This is a genomic window from Stygiolobus sp. CP850M (assembly GCF_037389425.1).
Lineage (GTDB): Archaea > Thermoproteota > Thermoprotei_A > Sulfolobales > Sulfolobaceae > Stygiolobus.
This window is the reverse complement of sequence record NZ_JBBHKR010000047.1, coordinates 35,025-59,803: the sequence shown is the minus strand read 5'-3', so window position 1 is coordinate 59,803 and position 24,779 is coordinate 35,025. Positions and strand designations below refer to the sequence as shown.

26 protein-coding genes and 1 pseudogene are annotated in these 24,779 nt (G+C 39.2%); 15 read left to right on the top strand and 12 right to left on the bottom strand.

The window, feature by feature from the left end:
* Nucleotides 1-391 precede the first annotated feature (391 nt).
* From WIW89_RS04500 to WIW89_RS04465, 8 genes are all read right to left on the bottom strand, one after another.
* Nucleotides 392-1,213: an isoaspartyl peptidase/L-asparaginase gene (locus tag WIW89_RS04500; protein ID WP_337702792.1), complete on the bottom strand. Its 822-nt coding sequence runs from the start codon at nt 1,211-1,213 to the stop codon at nt 392-394.
* A 38-nt stretch (nt 1,214-1,251) separates the two neighbouring features.
* Nucleotides 1,252-1,716 carry a hypothetical protein gene (locus tag WIW89_RS04495; protein WP_337719892.1) on the bottom strand — a complete coding sequence of 155 codons (465 nt, stop codon included), beginning with the start codon at nt 1,714-1,716 and terminating at the stop codon, nt 1,252-1,254.
* Between the two features lie 52 nt (nt 1,717-1,768).
* Entirely contained in the window at nt 1,769-3,373 is a 1,605-nt protein-coding gene (gene thsA, locus WIW89_RS04490) for a thermosome subunit alpha (protein ID WP_337719890.1), read from the bottom strand.
* Nucleotides 3,374-3,521: 148 nt separating this feature from the next.
* Complete coding sequence (locus WIW89_RS04485; RefSeq protein ID WP_337709246.1) at nt 3,522-3,839, bottom strand: hypothetical protein; 318 nt, start codon at nt 3,837-3,839, stop codon at nt 3,522-3,524.
* Between the two features lie 119 nt (nt 3,840-3,958).
* Complete coding sequence (locus WIW89_RS04480) at nt 3,959-4,594, bottom strand: hypothetical protein (RefSeq protein WP_337719889.1); 636 nt, start codon at nt 4,592-4,594, stop codon at nt 3,959-3,961.
* A gap of 31 nt (nt 4,595-4,625) precedes the next feature.
* Nucleotides 4,626-5,009: a CBS domain-containing protein gene (locus WIW89_RS04475; protein WP_443296290.1), complete on the bottom strand. Its 384-nt coding sequence runs from the start codon at nt 5,007-5,009 to the stop codon at nt 4,626-4,628.
* 161 nt (nt 5,010-5,170) lie between these two features.
* Entirely contained in the window at nt 5,171-5,842 is a 672-nt protein-coding gene (locus tag WIW89_RS04470; RefSeq protein ID WP_337702782.1) for a DsbA family oxidoreductase, read from the bottom strand.
* A 38-nt stretch (nt 5,843-5,880) separates the two neighbouring features.
* Nucleotides 5,881-6,969: a VWA domain-containing protein gene (locus tag WIW89_RS04465; protein ID WP_337719911.1), complete on the bottom strand. Its 1,089-nt coding sequence runs from the start codon at nt 6,967-6,969 to the stop codon at nt 5,881-5,883.
* A 60-nt stretch (nt 6,970-7,029) separates the two neighbouring features.
* Here WIW89_RS04465 and WIW89_RS04460 point away from each other — a divergent pair, with 60 nt between their 5' ends.
* The 3 genes from WIW89_RS04460 to WIW89_RS04450 all read left to right on the top strand — a co-directional run bounded on the left by WIW89_RS04460 (nt 7,030) and on the right by WIW89_RS04450 (nt 9,107).
* Nucleotides 7,030-7,707, top strand: coding sequence for an FHA domain-containing protein (locus WIW89_RS04460; protein WP_337719888.1), 678 nt, complete (start codon nt 7,030-7,032; stop codon nt 7,705-7,707).
* Nucleotides 7,708-7,729: 22 nt separating this feature from the next.
* Nucleotides 7,730-8,872 (top strand): VWA domain-containing protein, encoded by a 1,143-nt coding sequence (locus WIW89_RS04455; protein ID WP_337719887.1) that lies wholly within the window; start codon nt 7,730-7,732, stop codon nt 8,870-8,872.
* A gap of 61 nt (nt 8,873-8,933) precedes the next feature.
* Nucleotides 8,934-9,107, top strand: coding sequence for an AbrB/MazE/SpoVT family DNA-binding domain-containing protein (locus WIW89_RS04450; protein WP_156007945.1), 174 nt, complete (start codon nt 8,934-8,936; stop codon nt 9,105-9,107).
* Here the strand turns inward: WIW89_RS04450 and WIW89_RS04445 are convergent.
* Nucleotides 9,093-10,340: a DUF402 domain-containing protein gene (locus tag WIW89_RS04445; protein WP_337719886.1), complete on the bottom strand. Its 1,248-nt coding sequence runs from the start codon at nt 10,338-10,340 to the stop codon at nt 9,093-9,095. The two genes, WIW89_RS04450 and WIW89_RS04445, sit on opposite strands and share 15 nt — an antisense overlap.
* Entirely contained in the window at nt 10,330-12,873 is a 2,544-nt protein-coding gene (gene acnA / locus WIW89_RS04440; protein WP_337719885.1) for an aconitate hydratase AcnA, read from the bottom strand. Before acnA ends, WIW89_RS04445 begins: the two co-directional genes overlap by 11 nt.
* A gap of 92 nt (nt 12,874-12,965) precedes the next feature.
* On the opposite strand from acnA, the gene WIW89_RS04435 reads away from it, so the two are divergent.
* A complete protein-coding gene (locus tag WIW89_RS04435) occupies nt 12,966-13,730 on the top strand; it encodes a sulfite exporter TauE/SafE family protein (RefSeq protein ID WP_337719884.1) in 765 nt (254 codons plus the stop codon).
* Between the two features lie 26 nt (nt 13,731-13,756).
* Here the strand turns inward: WIW89_RS04435 and WIW89_RS04430 are convergent, their stop codons facing one another.
* Entirely contained in the window at nt 13,757-15,031 is a 1,275-nt protein-coding gene (locus WIW89_RS04430) for a TM1812 family CRISPR-associated protein (protein ID WP_337719883.1), read from the bottom strand.
* Nucleotides 15,032-15,224: 193 nt separating this feature from the next.
* Here WIW89_RS04430 and WIW89_RS04425 point away from each other — a divergent pair, with 193 nt between their 5' ends.
* The 11 genes from WIW89_RS04425 to WIW89_RS04375 all read left to right on the top strand — a co-directional run bounded on the left by WIW89_RS04425 (nt 15,225) and on the right by WIW89_RS04375 (nt 23,975).
* The gene (locus WIW89_RS04425; protein ID WP_337719882.1) at nt 15,225-16,571 is read left to right on the top strand and encodes an APC family permease; all 1,347 of its coding nucleotides are present in this window, start codon (nt 15,225-15,227) and stop codon (nt 16,569-16,571) included.
* Between the two features lie 128 nt (nt 16,572-16,699).
* Entirely contained in the window at nt 16,700-17,674 is a 975-nt protein-coding gene (gene cbiG / locus WIW89_RS04420) for a cobalt-precorrin 5A hydrolase (RefSeq protein WP_337719881.1), read from the top strand.
* Nucleotides 17,667-18,347 carry a cobalt-precorrin-7 (C(5))-methyltransferase gene (locus WIW89_RS04415; RefSeq protein WP_337719880.1) on the top strand — a complete coding sequence of 227 codons (681 nt, stop codon included), beginning with the start codon at nt 17,667-17,669 and terminating at the stop codon, nt 18,345-18,347. The genes cbiG and WIW89_RS04415 overlap by 8 nt, the downstream gene beginning before the upstream one ends.
* 47 nt (nt 18,348-18,394) lie before the next feature.
* On the top strand, nt 18,395-19,390 hold the full coding sequence (locus tag WIW89_RS04410; protein WP_337719879.1) for a precorrin-8X methylmutase: 996 nt from the start codon (nt 18,395-18,397) through the stop codon (nt 19,388-19,390).
* Nucleotides 19,387-20,148 carry a precorrin-3B C(17)-methyltransferase gene (locus tag WIW89_RS04405; protein WP_337719878.1) on the top strand — a complete coding sequence of 254 codons (762 nt, stop codon included), beginning with the start codon at nt 19,387-19,389 and terminating at the stop codon, nt 20,146-20,148. Before WIW89_RS04410 ends, WIW89_RS04405 begins: the two co-directional genes overlap by 4 nt.
* Complete coding sequence (cbiD, locus tag WIW89_RS04400) at nt 20,126-21,175, top strand: cobalt-precorrin-5B (C(1))-methyltransferase CbiD (RefSeq protein WP_337719877.1); 1,050 nt, start codon at nt 20,126-20,128, stop codon at nt 21,173-21,175. Before WIW89_RS04405 ends, cbiD begins: the two co-directional genes overlap by 23 nt.
* Entirely contained in the window at nt 21,172-21,753 is a 582-nt protein-coding gene (gene cbiT, locus WIW89_RS04395; protein WP_337702757.1) for a precorrin-6Y C5,15-methyltransferase (decarboxylating) subunit CbiT, read from the top strand. Before cbiD ends, cbiT begins: the two co-directional genes overlap by 4 nt.
* Nucleotides 21,750-22,430: a cobalt-factor II C(20)-methyltransferase gene (locus tag WIW89_RS04390; protein WP_337719876.1), complete on the top strand. Its 681-nt coding sequence runs from the start codon at nt 21,750-21,752 to the stop codon at nt 22,428-22,430. Before cbiT ends, WIW89_RS04390 begins: the two co-directional genes overlap by 4 nt.
* Nucleotides 22,423-23,205, top strand: coding sequence for a precorrin-4 C(11)-methyltransferase (gene cobM / locus WIW89_RS04385; RefSeq protein ID WP_337719910.1), 783 nt, complete (start codon nt 22,423-22,425; stop codon nt 23,203-23,205). Before WIW89_RS04390 ends, cobM begins: the two co-directional genes overlap by 8 nt.
* A gap of 38 nt (nt 23,206-23,243) precedes the next feature.
* Nucleotides 23,244-23,456, top strand: a complete 213-nt coding sequence (locus WIW89_RS04380) for a hypothetical protein (RefSeq protein WP_337708145.1) — start codon at nt 23,244-23,246, stop codon at nt 23,454-23,456.
* A gap of 42 nt (nt 23,457-23,498) precedes the next feature.
* The gene (locus WIW89_RS04375) at nt 23,499-23,975 is read left to right on the top strand and encodes a hypothetical protein (protein ID WP_337719875.1); all 477 of its coding nucleotides are present in this window, start codon (nt 23,499-23,501) and stop codon (nt 23,973-23,975) included.
* 442 nt (nt 23,976-24,417) lie between these two features.
* On the opposite strand, the pseudogene WIW89_RS04370 reads toward WIW89_RS04375, so the two are convergent.
* Nucleotides 24,418-24,778, bottom strand: a pseudogene (locus WIW89_RS04370) (DUF1059 domain-containing protein).
* Nucleotide 24,779 lies beyond the last annotated feature (1 nt).

Here is a 24,779-nt window from a genome sequence, read left to right as displayed (position 1 = left end):
AAAAGAGAGTATATGACCTTTATATTTTAGTTATATTTTAGTTTAAATTGCTCACATTAAAACATTCTCTGTAAACATGATCCTTTCAAAGAGATAAAGAGGTCTAATCATGGATCTTAAGGGATCTGTCAGTTTACAACAGTAGAAAGTGAATTGACGCGTGTTTGTTACACCTGAGAGTATTTCAGCATTTGTTATTGTCGATTTTAAGTATTTCTTAATCTGATATTACCGGAAAGAATTGTCTACAAAGTAATAATAAGAAAAAAGGCTCTAATGTTAAGTTAATTATACATTACTTGACTTGGATTTCGTGTCTTCAATTATTCAGGTCAACTTAATACCAGCCTAGAAACATTGACACCATATCTCAGCTAAATAGAGAGATTCATTAGAGTTCCCCTTCAAATATGAAAGCACGAAGGGTTTGTTGGTCTTTTACACCCCTAGCCATACCTTTTGTGTTATAATGAGCTGATACGAAACCTCTGTAGTCAACACCTATCAGCCCTATGTTATCCGTTCCAAATCTGTCAGTTATTTTATTAACGACACTCCTTATAGCATCTTCAAGCATAAATCCCATTGAAACGAGGATATCTACTTCTTTTGCGGGTAAAATTTTCAGAATTATCTCTCCTGTACCAGTAGAGGAGACGGCGACTTTTTCAGTAGCGTAATAACCTGCACCAGGTATTGGAGAATCCCCTACCCTCCCAGGCAGTTTACCGGAAATTCCTCCAGTGCTGGTCCCTGCTACCAAATTCCCGGCTTTGTCCAATGCTACCGCCCCCACTGTATCGCCAGATATGGTGCTGGAACCTATTAGTTCTTTTAGTGTTAAGTCTCCTCTCTCACCTACCAGTAGTACGTGTTTAGTAAGTTTCATTACTTTTAACGCTTCTTTAATGGGGTTTTTGGCCCTCGTAGAGGCTACTGCACCTACAGACATAGTGTTACCATGCATTATCCCTGCGTCCATTTCTACTTCCCCTTTTAGGTTCTTCACACTTCCTACCCCGGCATCGAAAATTCCGCAATCTTCCATGTAGGCTATAGCCTCGACCACAGCCTCAATTGAAGATCCTGCCTTAAACTGTTCGAACCCCCTCTCTAATGCTTTCTTGATCTCGCTTAATGCCTTATCACTATCCCTTTTGTTCCAATCTCCAGCACCACCATGCACAGCTAAAACGGGTTTGTTATACCTCATAAGAGAACAGTATTAAGTAAATCAAATATTATTATTTATTATGCTCTCCTTCTACCTCTTATAAACCCATATATTGCTATTACTACTCCTACTATAAACAAAGCAATTGACACTATAAATAGAATTCCTATAGTCGCGGCTTGTCCTATGTTTACAGTTGACTCCTTGTAAGTTAGGGTCACGTTATAGGAATTCGGATTGTAAAATACGATGTAGCTAGGAGTTGAGTTCAAGTTTTCAACTGTTACTAGATGTCCCTGAGACAAATTCTCTTTAACGGAAGTATTGGGTAGATTCTCTAGTTGTAGCGTTCCAGAAGAATTGTATAGGACAGTAGTAATAGAACTTCCAGCTAATGGAAGTCTAAATTCTCCTTTAGAAGGGATAACAGTGCTCCCACTAACTGAGGGCTTTATTAAGGTTGGTGCTACGGTCGAATCTAGTACAAATAGTATTACACCGATGATAATTAGAATAACTCCTAAGAGAGTCAGTTTATTCATCAACGGCATAATACAATATTATGGATAAAAAACTCTTTCACGACTTAATTATTTAACCATAAGGCTGTTGCTGTTGTGGATTTTGTTTCATGGGGGCTGCTGCTATGAAGTCATCAATTTTCAATAATGCTGTTACAGCTTCTACCGAGCTTTTTAGGATACTTTCCTTTACTACTAACGGGTCAATGACATTTATTTTCATCATATCTTCTTCTATCTTTCCGCTCTCTACATTTACTCCCGCGAATTTATAACCCTTTGCATGTAAGTTCCTGAGCTGAACTATAGTTTCAATTTCGTCCATCCCAGCGGTTCCAGCTAAAGTTGTAGCTATTTCTTCTAATGCATCTGCAAAGGCCTCAATTGCTAGCTGTTCTTTTCCTCCTACTTTTTTAGCTTCCTCCCTTAGTCTCATAGCAAGCTCTACTTCGTAAGCTCCTCCACCGCCTACTATGTACGGGTAGTTGAGAACGTTCTTAACTGCATTTATTGAGTCTTGGAAGCTTCTCTCGATTTCGTCCATCACTATCTCGCTGGAGCCTCTCACTAAAACTGTAACAGCTTTAGCGTCTTTAGCCCCTTCAATAAATATTGCCTTCGAGTTCCCAATTTTTCTTTCTTCTACAATTTCAGCATAGCCTAAGTCGTCAGACGAAGCATCTTTAATGGACGATATTATTTTAGCCCCAACTGCCTTAGCTACTTTCTCTAAATCACTTCTACTTACGTTCTTTACTGCGATTATTCCCTTCTTTGCTAAGAAGTATAATGCAATATCATCCATACCTTTTTGTCCGATGATTACTTTGGCTCCGAGCTTTTCTAATGTATCCACAAGTGATTTAACATACTTTGTCTGCTCTTCTAAAGCTTCCCTTATCTGTTCAGGATCGGTAAAGCTCATTTTAGCTGAAATCTCTGGCTTTTCTACTTCTAAGCCGAAATCTATTACGGCAATTTTAGCCTTTTCAACTCTTCTCGGCATCCCTTCATGAGCTACTTCTTTATCTAAGACGAATCCTTTTACGAGTTCTGTTTCATCAGCACTTTCTCCTCTCTTTTTCACGAATTTAATGTTTGACATATCAATTACGTATTGGTCTCCTACTTTCTCGGCCACGCTCAGTACAGCATCGATTGAGATGTCTATGATCTTGTTTAAAGTAGTAGAGGAGGAAAAGAACTTACTACTAAGTGCAGTATATGCTATTTGAGATAAGATCTTTCTGTCATTTGGATCGACCTTGAGGGCGAACCTCTTTCCGAGTTCAAGTGAGAATTCAAGGGCTTTTTTGTATCCGTCAATAATTGTGACCGGGTGGATCTTCTGATCTAGTAATTTTTCAGCTTGTTCAGCTAAGAAACCGCTTAGTACTACGGCTGATGTAGTACCGTCACCAACTTGTGTATCTTGTGCTTTAGCAGCCTCTACTATTATCTTAGCTGCTGGGTGTTGAACATCCATTTCCTTTACTATCGTAACTCCATCGTTAGTTACGGTGACGTCAGAAGTCCCACTTATTAGCATCTTGTCCATACCCCTCGGTCCCAAGCTAGTCTTTAACATCTCTGCTAATGTCCTAACTGCTAAAATGTTCGACTTTATTGTTTCTACACCACTCTCTCTTTGAGTTCCTTCCTTAAACAATACTGACATGGTTTTAAATCTCGTATTCATTATATTTAAACGAAGATGAATTAAAACAAGCAGGGCTTAAAGGTCTGTTAATTAACCCTGAATAACCTCTACATCGAGATGAAGAGTCTCTGCGGAACTGAAAAATGATGACTGAATCTGGGCCGGATTAGTCGAACTCCGCTTGTATTTTCTTCTTCCCTTCTAAGATCTTTAGCGGAAAAGGCGGTTTATCTACTTCCTCGATTTTTATCCCCATCCTTTTTAACTCTGATACGGCTTTTTCTATATCGTCTTCGTGAGTAGCGTACTTTATTCTTTCAGCTATTTGTATCAAAGACCCATTATTAGTTCTTAGTTTCTCAGCACTTATTGAAGTCCAGTTATTACCTTGTTTATAAACGAAAACTACGTCTTGCAAATAACCTGGAATAACGTGACTCACTCCTGCAAAGTAATAATCTCCGTACTTGTATACTTTGACCATTTGGTATTGCTAACTGTACATGAATTAAAAATGTTTTCTTTTTCAAAATAGTGCCGAAGAAATGAGGTAGTTAAACCTTTGACATCCTAGCTCCAAAAGACGAGATTTTCAGTAGGTAGTTACACACGCTTCGAGTCAATCTTAATTCCTTCAATAATCCAGAAGCGGTTCTTTGCTATAGCATTGATTATTCTAAACTTTACTGACAATACCTTAAGGGCGTTAACAGGGTCTACACAAAAGGGAACGATGATAAACCCTTTCCCTCCTCTCTTGGTAATTCTATAAGCTTCTTTCACTAGGTCATAATCCATTATCTCGGAAAGAATTACGTTATCGAATACTTCATCTCTAAACGGTAAAGGATAAACAGCCCTGATCTCCTCGTCTGTACTCAACAAGCAATCATGACTAGTAACACTTATTAACCCTTCAACTAGAGGTGAACCGATCAACAGACTCTTTCCCTTTAATTCGAGTTTTAACGGAGGCCTAAGTCGTGGAGTATGAAAAGATAAGGATGAGTTTGTCCTGATAACTAAAGGAGAAAGAAGGTGTAATAGGGACATTTCGCCCTCAAGAAGTTCTGGAGAAAAGATCATATCATAGCTACTTTGGCCCACCACGGATATCTTTTGGTAAGAAAGAGAGAAAATTTCGTACTTATGTTTGTTATTATCTAAAGATGATACTATTGCTTCATTTACCTCTTTCAAATTCTTAGCTGATAACGGTAACAAAGTTACTATTTTCATTTGAAAATATTTTCGACTGGAATTTTTTAAGTTAAGAGGTCATATCGTGCATTACTTTTGAGATATCAGTTATGGCAAACATTCCTACTATATTCCCTCTTTTATCCCTTACTGGTAAGTGCCTGATCTTGTTCTTTGTCATAATATCAATTGCGGTGAACGGGTCCGTGTCTTCATCCACAGTGATCAGGTTACCGAGCGTTGAAGCGAGTCTTACTTCATCATTGGGGCTTAAACCAAACGAAAACGCTTTTACAGCATCTCTGTCAGTGAAGATACCTTTTGGTACACCATTCTCTGTTATTATTACAGATCCTACTCCTCTTTCCATCATTAACTTACATACTTCTTGAATTGAGGTATTTGCCTCAACCTGGAATACTGGTGACGACATATAGTTCTTAACAGTTTTCATAATTCATTATCTATTCTCTATCCAAATAAGCTTTCCTTTTGATCCTCAGCAAAAATAACACGATATAGTGTTATCTATGTAAAAAGTACTGGTAGTTTGTTTCATATTCCAAAAATTCACTTTTAAAACGACTAGAGGCGTTGTAACAGACTAGAAAAATACTAGTCTTTTTCCCAATAAGCTTTCAACTTTATTTCCTTAGGTTCTCCGTGTTCTAATATGTCCTTTATAACAGCTCGATAGTAATTTTCTTCCTGTACCCCCCTTATTAACCAAGTGTCATTAACTAATATTGCAGGGACTCCTCTAATTCCCATAGCTTTTGCCTCTTCTTCGTCCTCTATCACAGCCAGTTTTGTCCTCTTAGCATTCAGATCCTCTTTAAACTTGTTAACGTCCAATCCAATTTCCTCAGCTATAGATACTAGTACCTTTTCGTCTGTTATGTCCTCACCTTCTAGAAAGAACTTATCTTGTGCTCTATCAAAAAACTCCCAGTGTCCTTCATCACCCTTTTGGAATTCCGCTGCCTTACACGCTACCAGAGGAGGAGTAGACCATACGTACTTTATTTTTCCTTTACCTATTACCTTTTCAGGGTCATAATCTGGTATATATCTTTTTAAAATAGAGAACTCATTAAGAAATACTTGTCTCGCATCTTCTTCAGTAGGAGCTATAGCCTTTAAGTCCTCTAAAGACGAAATGATTGCAAAAGCCTTGTGCTTTACTATTACTTCCCCCTTAAACTCGTTTACTACTTTTTTCAACCTTTTAGAAGTCATATAACAGAAGGGACAAATTACATCATGGAAAAATGTTAACTTAATCATATGTTTAAGAAACCAGTAAAGATTTAAAAAGCATCTATTTACTGTTTCCTCATCGTCTTCGTAATTTCAGATAAGTCAGTTTTCTTATCACCGGTTAACTTTCTCGTTTCTTCTATTAAGTCCTCTCTTCTGGTCTGTTCAGCTGCACTCAAGAGTTCTTGAGCTATCTGTGTAGCCTCCTTATTATTTCCTACCATAAGGGCGTTTCCGTATTGTCTAAGGAGATTGAAATACCTTACTTCTGCTACAACGCTCTGGTTTATACGTTGTTGTACCATTTCATGGCTTGCTCTCTGTAGATATATTGGTTCATTTATCTGAACTATACTTCCTCTGGCTGGGTCGTAGTAGCTCCCTGTCACAGTAAGAACTACTGGCTGATCTCCTGGAGGAACGTTACCTACGGCATAGATAGTAATTGCTTTATCTAAAATCGGTATAGTGACAGGCATTTCGTAGTTTAGTACTTCGAAACCTGGCGGTACATTTATCACTAAATTGTACCCGGCTACGTCTGATACTTTTTGTTGGGCAAATAAGGTTGGTAATTGAGAGGGGTCTAAAATATGATAGTATACACCCGCTCCCTTGTCTGCTAGTCTCTTCATTATAGCCTCATTGTAATCGTTTCCGATACCTATGGATATAATTTGAACGTGAGGGGGTACTTGTATAGGCTCGTAGTCCTTGAGATTTCTCTTGTCAGTTGGCTTACCGTCAGACAAAATAATGAGCTTTACTGGAGTAGAATATCCTTTAACTACATCTAGTATCTTAGTTATTGCTTTATAGAAGTTTGTTGTGTACCCTTTTTTGATCTCCATAGGTATATTTATTGGTGTGCCGGTTTGTCCTTCATAGAGTTTTTCTAGGTCATTTGAAAATAAGTAAATAGAGAGATAATTGCCGGGCGGAATCTCATTGGAAAGTTTATTTGCTGCTGCTATCGCGGTTTGCATTTTATTTTCTCTCCTCATAGAAGGACTATTGTCTATAAGAATAACATAGTTAATTCCAGTAAATCTAACGAATATTTCTGGGACTATTCTTATTATTAAATCCACCTCTGTTGGCGTCTCAAAAGCAACGTAATTGGTCGAGCTCTTAATCTTTACACTTATTGTCATAGCCAAATAAGATATTACGTGAGTAAAACTATAAATACTTTTATACAAAATACATTATTCATGCCGTGGAAATGCCCCGTATGTGGTTATGAAAACGACGATGACGCTATGTTTTGTATAAAGTGTGGTACACAAAAACCATCTATGACAACTCAACAACCTCCACTACCTACTCAGCAGCCCCCTCAACCCACCCCCACAGATGTTCAACAGACCCCAGTAGCGCAAGCTCCGCCGACCCCAGTTGCACCACCTCAACCAACTGAAGCTCCACCTTCACCACCAGTTGGTCAGACAGCTCCTCCAGTAAACTCTCCAGCACCAGTGCCTACCCAGCAAGTAGTAACACAGCCTCCAGTTCCCCAACCTCCAACACCAACAGTATCTCCTGTTCCCCCAACACCTACAAGTGGTAAGTATTATATATTATTCATAAACACACCTTATGCTAATCTGATAAATCAGAAAGTACCCCTATCATTTGACATATTCCCTACGATATCAGTAGGAAGAAGTCCCGAAAACGTGATAATCATCCCAGATCCAGAGATTTCAAGAAGACATGCAATAATCTCTCTCGAGAATGGCGAATTATACATTGAAGATCTGAATAGTACGAACGGTACCTACGTTTATGACGGTAAGATATTCCAACCTATAAAAGGTAAACAAAAGATAGACCCAAATTCTATAATAAAGTTAGGAAATCAGACCATGATCAAGATAATTAAAGAGTGAAGGAATTAACAAGGTGTTTTTTATGACTATTTCTACCAGAGTAGAAATCAGCCATAAGTATTCTTTTAATTCACAAGTTAGAGCAGTTTTCAGAATAATAATTGTGCCAGAAAGAGTAACTACTGCAACTGGTTTTCACTACATAATATTGTTAGATACATCAGGTTCGATGTATGGTGTAAAATTAGACACGGCAAAAAACGGAGCAATAGAACTTCTTAACAGAATTCCGAGAGGTAACAAGATTACATTTATAACGTTCTCAAGCTCGGTTAATGTCCTAAGTGAGTATGCTGATGCCCCCTCTTTAGTCTCTCAAATTCAGCAAATAAATGCAGGAGGGCAAACAGTATTATACACAGCCCTCGGTAAAGCTATAGAAATAGCTAAAAGATATGAGATGCCGGGATACATCATATTATTAACAGACGGACAACCCACCGACATAACCGATATTACTCCTTATGAAAGGGTGACACTACCGCCGGGATTCAAAGTCATAGCATTTGGAATCGGTGATGATTATAATGAACAATTACTTAAGACTTTGGCTGATAAAAGTGGAGGTATATTGAACCATATAAATGACCCTATGGAAGTAGCGAATGCTCTCCCGCAAGCTGCTGTAACCGAAATAGGTGCTAAAAATGTTACGGTGGACATAATATCCGAGTCTCCAGTGAAACTTCTTAACTATCCTGGTCCCCCCGTCAAACTAGGGGCTGTTGAGGGTGTTGTGAGAATATTGGGAGAAATAACGGTACCTCCAAACTATACTGGTAATTTGATGACGGTAAAAGTAAATTATGAAGATCCAGCAAGTGGTAGACCTGACTCTCAAGTGAGCATAATTCAAATAATCCCAGCAAGAGATACACAGACTTTCCTTAGTGGCATAAATAATGATCTACTTAGTGAGTACCAGTACTATGCACTGATGAATAAGCTGTCGTCAGACTTAAGTACCAACAATTTAACCGAGGCTACTAGGACTCTGCAGCAAATGCAACAATTAGCTCAACAGACGAGAAAGATAGAGTTAATGGAAACTACAAGGAGGTTACAACAGACCCTAGAGACTACAAGAAGACTAGGTAATACAGAACAAACCAAAAAATTATCGAAAGAAGTGTCTAGCGAGGTCACAAAGAAGTTAAGGTCATAGAGGCATTTTTTAAATATAAATTTTTTATAGCATGAGTTCTAAGCATATTAAAGGGATTAGAATGCCTGTTGAAGATGTAGTAAAAGTGTCTAGGAATTTCCAGGTGACAATCCCTTCGAGGATAAGGCAAAAGATCAACATTAGAGAAGGAGATTTGGTAAGAATCATATATGACGAAAAGGAAGATACAGTGAAAATTATACCGATTAGCAGGGAAGAACTAGAAGGACATTAATAAGTTTTTAACACTCTCCAAAGTTAGTATAGCTTTTTTATATAACTCCTCCCCCAATAATTCTCTTTTCTTTTCCAGCTCCTCAAGGTCTATTACTTTTACTTCATTTTCCTTTTTTACTACATCCACTTCTAAGTCAAGATACCTGATTTTTCCTCTCAAAAGTTCAGGAGGAGTTGATATGTTAACGTATATTCCCTTAAGGTTTCCCTCAGCGTTATAATATTTATGTATTTGATACCACTGTCTTGAGTCGAACTCTACTATATCATAATCTCCTTGCTCTATTGGAATTCCTAACCCGTCATACTGTCCTCCTGCGTTGAACTCTCTTCTGAGTTTAATTATATAGTAGTCCTTTTTTATCTCGCTGTAAATTACTTTACCCTCCCTGAGTACATATTTTTTACCGTCAGCTTTTAGGTGTTCTATGTACATCGTATCTCTCACTAACTTCTGTAATAATAATGAGGGATCTGGATTGTCCCTCTGTTCTTCCTCGTCAACTTCATTATGGTGATAACTGTATTTGAGCATATGATGGAACTTCATTGTTTTTACTACTAGACTCCTTATTCCGTCAAGAAATAATTTGTCTTCCAGAGACAAGATTGTTCTTATGAACTCCTCTCCTTGGTTTCTAAAATCTTCAGACTCATACTTCATTACGAGTTCTTCAAGTTCCTTTTTTAGTTCTGAATAATGCATAAAAACTGCATTACTTCTCCATTTAACGTTATATCCTTTTCTATTTAAGGGTGTACTTATACTCAGCAATTTCTCCCTGATTTCTTCCTTAATGTGTTCTGAAAAGAAGGTTTTTCCCTCGCCTCGCCATACCATAGCTATTTTACCAACAGCCCTTACCGGTGATAGCACTATTTTTCCCTCAACTGGTGGCTTTATAACAGTTCCCTTATCTATACACGGCTCCACACGATAACCCATGTATTCACAGTTTTTAGGTTCGATGACAGAATAAAGTTTCACGGGCGACTTCCAAATGGAGGAGTACTTCAAAGTAGACCGTAAAAAATTATAAATATCCTCTCCGATTGATATTATTTCCCCTCTGTCCACCCCGTCCTTTACCGTTACATCTGCCGGTTCACTAATTGTGTCAATGCCGAATCTTTCAACGATCTGGGGAGTCTGTTGAACAATGGTATACCCGGATTTAAGGAATAAATAGGTCAAGGCTGTAGTATAAATTCCCCTAATCCTAACCCTCATGTAATAACTTATTGAAGACATACTTTAAAATTCCACCCTCTTTAATGTACTCTAGTTCTACGTTAGTATCAACTCTAGCTCTGCCTTCTATCTCTATCTTTTCATCACCCTTCATGAATTCCACTTTTACTTTCCCCTTAACAGTAAGGTTGTTGAGCTCTATGTTCACTATTTCATCTCCCTTGATGCCTAAACTTCTCCAGTCAGGGATCTCTATTGGGACTACTCCCATAGCAACCAAATTGCTCTTATGTATTCTCTCAAATGATTCCGCTAGAACGGCTTTAACACCTAGAAGTGCGGTAACCTTAGCAGCCCAATCCCTAGAACTTCCGGAGCCGTATTGCTTACCGGCAACGATCACGAGCGGAACGCCCTCTTTCTTGTATAGTTCGGAAGCTTCATATACACTCATAACTTTGCCGTCAGGGAAGTGTTTCGTATAACCACCTGGTTGTTCGACTAGCGTGTTTTTAAGCTTTGGATTTGCGAAACCTCCTCTTAACATAACCTCGTGATTTCCTCTTCTGGCACCGTACGTGTTGAGTTCCGTAACACCTAGCTGTTTAAGATACTGACCAGCTACAGAGTTGGGGTCTATTGGTCCTGCTGGAGAGATGTGGTCTGTTGTAATCTTATCTCCCAAGAGTAAGAGTATTCTCGCTCCTCTTATATCTCCAAATTTAGTTTCGATGGAAAACCAAGGAGGCATCCTAATGTAAGTTGAATTATTATCCCAGTTATACAGTTCTGACTCTGGAACTTTGAGGTTCTTCCAATTCTCGTCTCCTTCAAAGATCTTGTCGAACCTTGACTTGTAGAGTTCAGGGTTCATCGCTAGGTTCATATAATCTGCTATCTCCTTCATCGAAGGCCAAATGTCCTTTAAGTAGACAGGTTTTCCGTTAGGATCGTAGTCAATCGGTTCTTCAAAGAAGTCAATATCAATCCTTCCAGCGAGTGCAAAAGCTATCACAAGAATGGGTGAGGCTAAGAACACCCCCTTCAAGTAAGGATTAACCCTCCCTTCAAAGTTTCTGTTACCGCTTATAACTCCGTAGACCTCCAGACCGTTATTTTTAATGTCGTGCTCAATTTTAGGAGGTAGGGGACCGGCGTTTCCTATACATGTAGTACAACCAAAGCCCACAACGTGGAATCCTAAGGCTTCAAGATAAGGTAATAAATCGGCCTCCTTTAAATACTCAACTACGATAGGTGAACCTGGTGCCATACTAGTTTTTATATAGGGCTTAGTCCTCAACCCGAGCTGAACGGCTTTTTTAGCCAAGATCCCAGCTCCTATCATTAATGTGGGATTGGAAGTATTGGTACAACTGGTTACTGCAGTTAACACTACGTCATTGTCCTTTACGTATGTTCCCGATTTCTTGTTATTCTTTTGGACTTTCTTTTTCAACTCCTTTAGCGTAACCCTTTCATCAGGGTTTTTAGGCCCAGCTACAGAGGGTTCAATATCCGACAAGTTTATCGTAACAACCTCGGTATACTTTGGCTCTCCCTCGTAAAATAGTCCTTGTATTTTTGCGTATTTCTCAACGAGTTTGTAGTTTCTGCCGGTAACGTACAAGTAATTGATGGTTCTTTCATCAATCGGGAAGTAACCTACAGTAGCCCCGTACTCTGGAGCCATATTAGCTATTGTAGCTCTATCTGGTACTGACAAATTTGATAGGGACTGTCCGAAGAACTCAACGAATTTTCCTACAACTCCTTTTTTCCTCAGAACTTCAGTTATATATAACACTACGTCAGTGGGGGTAACTCCTTCCCTGATTTCTCCCTCTAGTTTAACTCCTACTACTTCTGGGACTACCATTGTGTAAGGCTCTCCCATCATTACCGCCTCGGCTTCAAGCCCTCCTACACCCCAAGATAAGACGCTTATACCGTTAGCCATGGTCGTATGAGAATCAGTTCCTATTACTATTTCTGGGAAGGCTACTTGTTCTCCTTTAACCTCTCTTACATCTACTACTTTACTTAGAAATTCTAAGTTAACTTGGTGAATTATACCGTTACCGGGTGGTACTATTCTGAGGTTTCTGAAACTGCTTTGTGCCCATTTAAGAAATGTATATCTCTCCACATTCCTTTCGAACTCCTTCTGCATGTTAAGTACTAGGGCATAAGATGTTCCGTAATAATCTACTTGAACAGAGTGGTCTATGACCAAATCGGACTGTATTACTGGATTAACTCTTAATGGATCTTTCCCTCTTTTGGCCAACTCGCTTCTCATTGCTGCAAGGTCAACAAGGAGTGGTACGCCAGTGTAGTCCTGCATTATTACTCTTGTAGGCATAAATGAGAATTCTTCACCAACTTTCCATCCGGCAATTTTTTCAAGGTCTTCCTCAGTGATTTTCTTGTTATCCGAGTTTCTAATCACGTTTTCTACAAGAACTCTTAAGGAGTAAGGTAAGGAAAAAATGTCATAACCTAAATCTTCGAGTTTTTTCAGGTTGTAGAACTTTATATTGCCCTCTAACGGTTCCGGTGCCAGTGACATATATCTATCTATTCTTAAAACACTATAAGCTAGTCTTATAAAAATAGACTAAGAATTTTTAGGTTAATACGTTACATCTTGGACGGAGCACATTGAGTATAATATTTGTTTTGCTTTTAATATTAATAGGGATAGGAGTAGGGGCTTTAACGGGAATAACTGGGTCTAGTGGTGTTTTGATAGTGGTTCCCGCTTTATCCTGTCTAGGCCTGTCTTTTAAGAGCGCTGTAGGTTCTAGCCTGCTTATTGACGTGATAACTACAATATCAGTAGTTATAGTTTATATCAAGAACAAGAACGCGGATTTCAGGATAAGTGCAGTATTAGCTCTAGGTGCTGTAACTGGTGCTCAGATAGGAGTAAGAATAGCCGTAGTAACTCCGGAAAAATTACTGGAAAGCGCGTTTACGATATTCACTAGCGTAATGGCTTACGTCTCATTCAGGAGGTCTAAAAATCCTAACTTGAAGTTAAGGCACGTGAATTTAGGTAAGTTTTCCTACCCCATGGGCTTTCTCATGGCTGTGTTAATAGGTATGGTTACCGGAACTTTGGGGGCTAGCGGGGGTATTATGTTCATAGCTGTAATGATAATTCTCTTTTCCACAATGTGCATAAAGAAGATGATAGGAACCGCTACACTAGCCATGTTATTCTCGGCAACTAGCGGAGCAATAGATTACTTTACCGTGGGGTTGTTAAACCTAGTTGACTCAATCATAATCGGTTTTACCGCCCTTATTTTCGGCTACTTTTTCGCTAGTCTGGCTAATAAAATGAAGCCATCAGTCATATATTTATTTCTTGGAAGTACTTTCGTCTTAACTACAATTTCCGAAATAGTGAAGACTATTTAAAGTGAACTCGAATTTAGTAAAGATAGTCATTCTTCCCTTCCTAAACTCTTTATCCATGACAATACGTTATCAAGACATTCTTCTGCATATTTCACAGTTATATTGTTTCCGTCCTTACTTACCTTAGTGAACTTCCTTCCCATACCGGCGTGGGATACCATCTCTTCCTCTGTTATTTCACATCTAACCTTACTCCCCTCATATACCCTACCATCTAGCCAGTCTAGTACCCTAGTGTTTCCCACTCTTATCAAAGAGTCAAGTAAATATTCTCCGTCTCTGACAAGTTGACTCAATTTTCTAATAATCTCGATCTCCCTCCTAATCAACGCTCTAGTTGCTCCGGTATAGTAATCCATTAACTCGTTTAATTTATCCAGAGTTATTTCACCTTCAATGATTTTTTTATTGGCTTCTACAAAATGATAACCTATAAAGTAATACGGTGAGGTCATACTCGCCCTGAGGGAAGCGATTAGGGAGTATGTTCCGTTATTTTTTCGAACTTGTATGTTTTCGAGGACTTTTTTCCTGAACTCTTCTGGTGAAACTAGATCAACAGCTTCTCTAAGTAAGTATATTAGGGCTAACGGAAATCCTAATTCTAATGCCTTTCCTATGCCGTAAAGCTCGCTTTTTCCTTGGGTATTCATTCCCTTAGCGAGTTTAATATCAGACGTTAGATATTGATGTATATTTACGTCCTTCATTAACGTCTTTCTCAAAGTAACAATCCTATTTGAGAAGTCTGACGCTAACTCAATAAGCATGGGTTGTTTCTTATTAATAAATGCGTAATCTTCAATTGCTAGCCTAACTGCGTTTGACGTGATGTAAGATAAGTAGGAGGATGTTTCACTAAGGTCTACCATTACGACTTCTGGATCCTCTTTCCTTAACTCCTCATAGATATCCATGTAAATAAAGAAATTAAAGTTTCCGATACCGCCGTCATGTATGTGAATGACATTCTTACTGGATTTGAACGTTCCTGACGACGGTAAAACATAAATGTCAGCTTCCCTTACTGCTGGGAATTTCTGGGCTACGAGATCCTTAAGGGAGTTTTCAAGAAGCGAATAAGAGTCTGGCAAGTCGTTTAAAGATGCCGTAAGAAAAGAAGGCAATAGGATTATCATTTTAACATCTTTTACATCCTCCTTTAGAAAACTGTATTCTGCTAGTGAAGGTTTATAGTCTTTTATCATGTTTTCATTTTCGTTTCCCCTAGAGTCAACAACGTTATACTCTTGCTCATTAGTTGATATGTTAGTCCATGTAGATATAAGTAGTATTTTCATCTGTAGGCAATATTACTCCTTACGTAGTTAAAATTGTTTCCATTCAACGTGTTTATTATCTAGATTTTTATAGGCTCTTATTGTTCTTTGCAATATTGGATAAATAATTAGTGATTTTTCCTAATAACTTTGTATAAATTAAATTTTAGTAGTAAGTTTTTTTAATGAAAAGGGTGATGAAGAAGTTTAGCGTATGTCAAAGTCGTCACAGAGAGGAGTTCAAAAGCCGACTAGAGAGATAGGGCTAAGAGACCTAGTTTTTATGAGTCTTGGAGGACAATCACCCTTCCTGAGCATATTAGTTTATGGCGTGGCTTCTTATTCGTACGGTGGATCATTTGCACCAGTAGCTATTATTTTGGGTACTTTATTAGTTCTGCTAAACGGTCTAGTAGCATATAAACTTTCAACTAAGTTTACGCAGAGTGGAGGCTACTACACGTACTCTTATTACTCCCTAACTAAACGTCTCGGTTTTGAGACAGGCTGGACTTACTTGTTGTATTCAGCCTTATACGGTAGCGCGTATGTGTTAGGCGCAGTTGCCGTACTCTCGACTATATTACCACTTTTCGACACTTATCAAATAGCGCTTGTATTCCTTGTTTTGGCTTCAGCATTTTCCCTATTGGGAAATAAACCTTCATTTAAATATGCAATGTTTGCCAGTATCTTAGAAATAATAATGATGGGGTTCTTAGCAATAACGTTTCTATATTCTACTCACTTTACCTTTTACAATCCAGTATCTAAAATCCCACCACTTTCCGCATTAGCTGCCGCGGTTATATTCGGCTCTAGCATTCCAACCGGATATGGTTCAATAACTCCTTTATCCGGTGAGGTAAAAGACCCAAAGAAGACAGTCCCAAGGGCCATAGTTACAGTAATATTATTAGGAGGTCTACTCGCATCATTCGATGTCTATGCTATTGTAGACAATATAGTATATTACCACTTACAATTAAACTCTTCAATATCCCTACTTACGCTAATTCAGGATAGATTCGGTTTAGCTACACTAGCGTTTGCAACAATAGCTGCAATTAATGACGGGATACTTGCTACATTAACTTTTATGTTTTCTACATCTAGAACAATTTATGCTATGGCAGTAAACGGATTCTTTCATGAAAAACTGGCAGAACTTAAGAACGGTAGAGAGCCGTTCAATGCGGTGTTGGTTACAGTGGGAGCTTATTGGTTAATAGTCATGCTGTCCTTAATCATGTTTGGTGGCAACGCGTACAATGCTTTTCTAACTGTAAGTTTTGTATCCTTGCTGGGTAACTTATACGTCCATCTAGCAACTGATTTTTCTCTAACTAGGATATCCTTGAAGAGACTGAGGAAGAGAAAGGTAGAGATATCTCTATCTTTAGGAGCTGCGTTATTCACGATGTATGTTATGATAATCTCAATTCCCTCCGGTACGGAAGTGACGCTAGGAGCTTTCGTGCTTTGGTTATTGGCAGGATTTATGGTAGCCGAAATAATAGATATGGCAAGACAAGAACAAGAGGACGAAAGGATAAGATAGAAGTAATTACTACTTGGCTAATTAACTATTACCTTACGCTTTGAACCTCTTTCCCTTTTTAAGAGAGGTCCCCGTTAATTAGGTTTTAAAAAGTAACGTATTTATTCCTTAATACAAGAGTTAAGTGGATGTGGTGGCGTAGGGGTATTGCCGTAATTTACGCTTCTAATGAACAGAGTGGAAAGAAAGTTGCCGACGTAATAAAAAATAAGGGCTATCCCGTTTCCCTATTGCGTTATAGCTTAGAAAACGTGGAAAAATTATGGAAATGCTATGACGCACTAGTTTTTGTAATGGCTCTGGGAGGAGTGGTAAGGAGTATTTGTAAATTTGCTCAAGGAAAGGACAAGGATCCAGCAGTGATTGCTGTAGACGACGAGTTTAAATTTGTCATTCCGGTTATCGGTTCTCACTGGGGAGCAAACGATCTTGCAAAGGAGATTTCCGAAGCCCTAAACTCCACTTTAGTTATCACTACAGCAAGCGAACAGAGGGGTGTAACTAGCGTAGAAGAGCTTGCAAATTTACTCATAGCTAAGGTCGTTAACGTTAATGCGATAGTTAAGGTTACTTCAGCTCTGTTAAGAGGGGAGAGAGTATGTGTGAAAGGAATTTCATCTCTGCCTCCGCAGGTAAAAGGCAACTACGTCATAGGTGATGGTTGTAAGTACTCAGTGATTATTACAGACAACAATAGGTGTGATGACGAGAACGTCGTGTGTTTAAAGCCATTGAGGGTCGCAATAGGAGTAGGGAGTAAAAAGGAGACTTCTCCTAAAACCGTCAAGGAGGCAATACTTTATGTTTTAGATCTCCTTTCACTTGATAAGAGCAGAGTAAAGCTCATAGCGTCTATTAGGGAATCTGCTGAAGTTGCAAGTAAGGAGCTTGGAATCCCTTTCAGGAAGATAACCCTTGAAGAGATCAACTCATTTAATGACGAGTGTCTAACGCCTCCCTCAGAGAAACTCACTGAGCTGGGGCTGAAAGGTGTTGCTGAAGTTTGTGCCCTCATAGCTGGGGGGAAGGATGCGAAATTGATTTTAAGGAAGATTCCATACAAAGGGGAAGTCACTGTTGCAGTAGCTATAGCGGGTGAGTAACTTGATTTATGTTGTGGGTGTGGGTAGTGGGGATCCTGAATTGATAACGATTAAAGCATTTAATGTTTTGAAAAGAGTGGACGTTATCGCAGGCTGGAGAAATGTTGTGGACAGATTTGATTTTCTTCTTAAAATGGATGGTAAACAGTTAATTTATCTTAACTATAAAGAGCAGGAAATACAGATTCCGGAGATAGTTAGCATTGCTAGAGACCGAGATGTAGCAGTGTTGTTCCACGGTGACCCTATGGTCTCAGATTACCAATTCCTTAATAGGATAAAAGGGGAATGTAATAGACAAGGTATACAATATGTTATAATTTCCGGTATATCTTCAGTACTAAGGGCTCTCGCTATAGTCGGAAAAGATCTGTCTCAGATTGTATTTATCACTTTTCACGTTAGAGGTGAATTAAACTACGATGAAATAAAGAAAGCGTTAGAAATCGGACGTGATTTGCTGATTGTCCCAGAACCCTATCCTGACGGAGTGAGGAAAGTGTCAGAAAAGCTATTACAGATAGGCTGTAACCCAGTTCTCACCGTGATGGAGAGGTTGAGTTTTCCAGACGAAAAAGTATACAAAATTACAGCCGAGGACGTAGTTAAGGGCGATTTAAAGTTTAGTGACCTAATAATAGTACACGTACCCAACTGTTTAAGAAACTCATGAAAAACTGTTAACAAAGGTTAAATATATGGATAGACTATCCATGTGTTGTGAAAAAATCTGCAATCATTATGATAACTCACGGTTCAAGGAGGCATGCCTTCGTAGAAGATATGCAGAAACTAGCTACATACCTTGAAGAGAAACTTGAAGTCCCAGTTTTTCTATCACATAATGAATATACGGAGCCTAATTGGAGAAACCTTCTACTAGACCTTACTGAGAAGGGATTCGACCACTTCGTATTCGCTTTAGCCTTTTTAGGGAGGGGTAACCACGTAGCAAAAGACATAATGGGAGAAGTAGGGGCTTCTGAGTTTTATCAGTGGACAAAGGTCAAATATAAGGACAAAGAGATAAACGTATATTTTACACGCCCTCTAGCTGATTCCGAACTTGTAAAGCTCGCCCTATTTTATCGGGTTAGGAACGCGTTTGATACTGATGAAAGGCAAGAGTACATTGAGGATCCGGAGGAAATAGAGGAGAGGACTATGAGTATAATTAGGGAAAAGGTTAAGGAGGATCTCGGGGTAGACGGAGAAGAGCTGGAAATTATAAGTAGGGCTGTATATGCCAGTGGAAACTTTGAGATATCAAAACAAGTATACATATCTCCTGACGCTATAAACAGCGGTATAGAAGCTTTGAAGGCTCAACTTCCCATACTAACAGATGTTAAAATGGTAATGGCTGGGGTAAGATGGAAAAAGGTTGAGAACTACTTAGATTCTTCCGGTGAGCTAGCAAAGAAATTAGGTATAACTAGGACAGCTGCGAGTATTAGGATTGGATTGACTTCACCAAAAATAGTAGTTATAGGGAACGCGCCTACTGCATTGGTGGAGACACTTAGAGTACAGAAGGAGAAGTTGTTAGAAATACCGCTAGTAGTAGCCTCTCCGCCTGGTTTCACTAACGCAGTTGAATCTAAGGAGGAGCTGATAAAAAGTGGTATACCAGCCATAGTTATTAAAGGTACTTACGGTGGTAGTAGTATAGCCGTGGCAATAATAAATGAGTTAATAAGGGTGGCTATGAGATGAAAGGGAAACTGTTCATAATAGGCACGGGTCCCGGTGCACCCCCTATAAGGACGTTCAGGATGGTAGAAGCCATTAAGCAAAGTGACGTGATAGTAGCCTATACCACTTATGCTAAATTGATAGGAGACCTAGTAGACGGAAAAGAAGTAATAACGGCTAGAATGAAAGAGGAATTATACAGAGCTAGGGTCGCGATTCAGAAGGTGCAAGAAGGCAAGGTTGTTTCACTGATCTCCAGCGGAGACCCCCAAGTATACGGTATGGCGAGCCCAGCGTTGGAAATGATGTGTAAGAACAATTTAGAGTTGGACTTCGAAATAGTACCAGGCGTTACCGCGGCTCTAGCTGCAGCAGCCAGGTTGGGTTCACCCTTAGCCATGGACTTTGCTTCCATAAGCTTAAGCGATTTACTCGTACCAGCGGAAGAGATACTTCACAGAATAAAGAAAGCAGCCGAGGGGGATTTCGTTATAGTTCTTTATAACCCCATAAACAAGCCCTTACTGGAGAGGGCTATGGCTATCATATCTGAATACAGAAAGCCCGACACACCGGTAGGAATTGTTAAGAGTGCTTATAGAGAAGACGAGCAGGTGATAATTACAAACCTTTCCGATTGGAAGAAGCATGAGGGAGTAATAAACATGATAACTACGATGATAATTGGGAATTCAAGGACTTATACGTGTAACGGTAAAATGATTACTCCCAGAGGGTACGATAGGAGGTATAGCTTTGAGCTTAATAACGACTCTTAAAAGATTCGGAATAACTACCGGAGGGGCGGCTGCAGCGGCCTCTAAAGCTTCTGTTATCTATCTGGTTAGGGGGGAGAACCCTAAGAGTGTAACGATCCCCACTCCTATTGGACTTAGAATAGAGGTGCCCGTTGATAAATACGAAAGGAGAGACGACAAGTACTGTGCAACAGTTAGGAAGTTTGCTGGAGATAACCCTGATGTTTTAGACGGGTTGGAGATTCTGTCTTGTTCCAAAAGGAGTTTATCATTTGCGATCAAAGGAGGAGAAGGGATTGGTGTAATAACAAGACCGGGCTTAAGGGGTGAGATAGGGAGTAAGTCTATAAGTCCCACTGCGATGGAGATGATCAAGGCTGCAGTCAAAGAGGTAACGGATGAAAACGTTGAAGTGGAGATATCGGTTCCCAATGGAAGAACGATTGCAAGAAATACAATGAATCCGTCAATCGGTATAGTAGATGGTATATCGATACTTGGGACTACCGGTGTAGAATACCCGGTAAGTGACGAGGACTATATGGATCACCTTAGGACGGAAATTTGCGTGATAAAACATTCAGGGAGTAAAAGTCTCGTTATTGCCCCGGGAAACGTCAGCTTTGAAGTAGCTAAAAGGATGTTCGGAGATATAGCAGTAAAAATAGGTGATAGGGTGGGCGATACTATTAAGCTCGCCGAGGAAATGGGATTCGAGAAGGTCACCTTGATCAGCCTACCCGGAAAGCTGGTGAAGGTTGCCGCTGGAATTATGAACACCCATAATAAGTACGGTGATGCAAGGGTTGAAACCATAACTTATGCTTCAGTCCTCGCGGATATTGAAGTGGAGAAAATACGTAAAATAGCGAACTCGTTGACAGTGTCCGAGGCCCTTACTTATCTCGACAAGGAAGAGAGGGTGAAAGTTATGAAAGTAGTTGCAGAAAGGGCGTTAAAGAGGCTTAAGTCCATTACTAATATGAGTGTTGAAGTTATAGCCTTATCAGAGGAAGGAGAAGTTCTCGCTAGGGCGGATCAGCCGTGAGAGTACCCGGTATTCCGGATGAGGAGTTCATAAGGGAAGAGAAGATACCCATGACAAAAGAAGAGATCAGAGTTTTAGCACTATCAAAAGCGAGGCTCTTTACCGGAGCTAGGTTCTTAGACATAGGAAGTGGTACTGGTAGTGTGACAGTTGAGGCTGGGTTGATAGTAGGAGATGAAGGTAAAGTTTACGCTATAGAAAAGGACGATTTAGCTTATAGCCTCACACTGAAAAACCTCCAAAAGTTTAACGTAAGGAACGTGGTAGTTATAAAAGGAGAAGCTCCGGACGCTATAAGTGAAATTAACGAGCAATTGGACTCCGTGTTTATCGGTGGAGGATCGGAGAGGATAAGGGAAATAATAACCGCTATAGACCCAAAACTGAAGAAAGGAGGTAGAGTAGTTGCCGATGCTATACTATTAGAGACCGCCGTCAGTGCGACGAATGCATTAGTAGAGCTCGGGTACAAAACCGAGCTTATAGAGGTCATTGTGGCGAAAGGTATGAAGACAAGTAAAGGGTATGCGATGATATCTAGGAACCCCGTTTTCATTATTTACGGTGAGAAGACTTGACGAAAGAGTTGTTTGTTATAGGTCTGGGTCCAGGAGACCCCGAGCTAGTAACGATAAAGGCAAGCAAGATTCTCTCATTGTCTAAAGTAGTTTTTGTCCCCTACTCCACTACCACTAACAGAAGTCTTGCATTAAGCGTTATCTCTCCTTATATCTCCCAAATGGCGAAAGTAGTCCCTCTTGGTTTCCCTATGGGTAAAGAAGTAGATGAGGACTCTCTGAGAAAGATAGGGGATGATATTTGTAATAACGTTGAGGACGGGGTTAACTCATTTGTAACTTTAGGTGACCCATCTCTCTACAGTACTTACTACAGAGTTTCCAAGTTTATTAACTGTATAGATAAAATCGACCTAATCCCCGGGGTCTCATCGATTACAGCTTGTGCAAATAAGGGTAAGTTACCTCTAGCATTAGGGAATGAAGGTATTACAATTATTCCAGCGGATAGGCTAGACCTGATATCAGAAGCTAACGGTAAGTTCGATACTATAATAATGTTAAAGGCTAACGTTAATCTTCGGGACATAAAGACATTACTTGAGTCCCAATATAAGCTTATTTATGCTCGTAGGTGTTATTTAGAAGGAGAGAAAATAATTACTTGGGATACCTCGATTTCGGATAAGGATTATTTTTCTATGATTATAGGGGTGAAAAAACGTGAAAATGGGTAAGGTAGTGTTTATAGGAGCGGGACCGGGAGACCCGGAGTTACTAACTGTAAAAGCTAAGAACCGATTGGAAGAAGCAGACGTAGTTTTATACGCCGGTTCCCTAGTCAATCCAGAAGTGTTAAGGTGGGCAAGGAAAGATGCGGAAATAGTCGACACGGCTTCACTAACATTAGAGGAAATAACTGATATAATGATAAAGAGGGCTAAGGAAGGTAAGCTCGTAGCAAGGCTGAAGTCAGGTGACTTCTCCATATACGGGGCTTTGATCGAAGAGATATGGGCGTTAGAAAATGCTGGAGTCCCTTATGAACTAGTACCTGGGATAACTGCAGCAATTGGGGCAGCAAGCGTTTTGGGAATTGAACTTACCTTACCAAAAATATCTCAGACCCTTATTATAACTAGGGCTTCAGGAGCAGTACCCATGGAAGGTTCTATAAAGGACTACGCCCCTCACTTGATGAAAGGGGCCTCTATGGCTATATATACTGGAGTCCAACTCATAGACAAGGTTGTCAGAGAACTGAAAGAGGGAGGAGTGCCAGACGATATGCCCGTTGTTGTAGTTTATAAGGCTACATGGCCAGATCAGAAAGTTATACGCGGAACTGTAGGGGACATAGTTCAGAAAGTTAAGGCCGAGAAGATAACAAAAGATAGTATGATATTAGTAGGAAAGATAGCAGACCCCTCTCGTTATAAAGATCAAATCAGGTCGAGTGTGTATGACCCTTCTCACGCTCACTCTTTCAGACCTAAGAAAAAGGAACATTAGGAAGAATTTTATATAGAATGATTAGGTCAAAATAACTTATGATTAACGAGTTAAGGAACAAGGTACTTTTTCCCGCTATCGAAGGTATAGGCTTTATATTAGTTTATCTAGGCTTTAAGACCACTGGTGTTGAGTCCGTAGTCCTTGGTATAATTGGGTTATTGGTCGTAGTCGTTTCAGCAGGTTATTTTACGAGGTGTAAGCAAACAGTCAATCAAACTTCCAATTCGCAACAGCACAACCCAAATTAATAATAACGTAAAATTTATTTCTTGAAAATCTATAAATAGTCTATGCCTAAGGAGTTGACTCCGCTCGAGAAATTACAGTTACTCGTACCGGGGTATAGGGGTTACAAAGCTAAGGATCTAATAAGACAAGACGATTTCTTAGTTAGACAAGCTACGATAATGAAGTTGGAAACTGCGATAAATAATCTGGCGAATAGTGAGTCTCAAATAGTAAGAAGCCAACCTTTTTCACCTTTACTCAGAAATATTGAGGACACAATATCCGAGATCAGGACTTTAATAGGAATGTTAAACTCAACTCAAGGAGGAGGAGCTGATATCTACGCTAGATATAAAATCCATACTGAGCAATTAGATGAGATATATAAAAACGATCTGCAAATGGTAAGTATAGCCGATCAGATTTTAACCCTATCAAATTTTCCAGACCAAATATCCCAAATAAGAACGCTCTTAGCTACTCTAAAAGCTGTTCTCCTAAACAGAGCTAAATTGTTCTTACCTCCAGAAGTAAGATAAAAAAGAAGTTAGAAAAGGAATCTCATAATTTCTTTTCGTACTCTAAACTGATAGTTCTAATTCTACATTATCTTCTCAGCTACTTCACATAGGAGTGCTTAACCCGTCATTATCATTTTTGCTCTCTTACTCTTTTTCTATAGTCGAATTTCTTCGTCTTCCTCAACTCTACGGTGTGTTAATAACCGTGGGCTTTTGGAGAAATATTTTCTGACCATAATAATGCAATTCTTAAAGATATACTTTATTAGGAATGATAACTTTTAACCAACGTTAATCGGGAAATAAGCTGTGTTTAATAGAGAGGTGAATCCGTCGTAATATGTAGCAAGGTATTTCAGATCATTTACGACTGATTGAATTCTAAACAATAGTCAAAATTTTTATAGTTTCTGTGATAAAAAGAAGACAAAATTAAAATTAGTGAAGGAGGTAAAAAACTTTACATGACTTTTATTTTGGACTTTATCGCATTTAGAGTATCTTGCGGAATAGTTGACATGTTATGGCTAAGTTTGGCGTGAATTGCTAGTTCGTTCAGTAGTTCTTCTTCGCTATCCGCGTTAATTATCTCAAAACCGCATTTCATTCCTACATCGGCACAACTAAAACTATAATTTCCACTCTTCTTTATATTTCTCTTTATCTTTTCTAATACGTCCGGAGGTATAGAGTTCAGATTATGTGACATTTTTTGCGTGGATTTTCAGTTCTTCTAATAACTCTTCCTCTGTAGAAGCTCCTCTTATTTCATACCCACAATTCATCCCTATGTCTTCACATCTGAAATTGTATTTCATAATA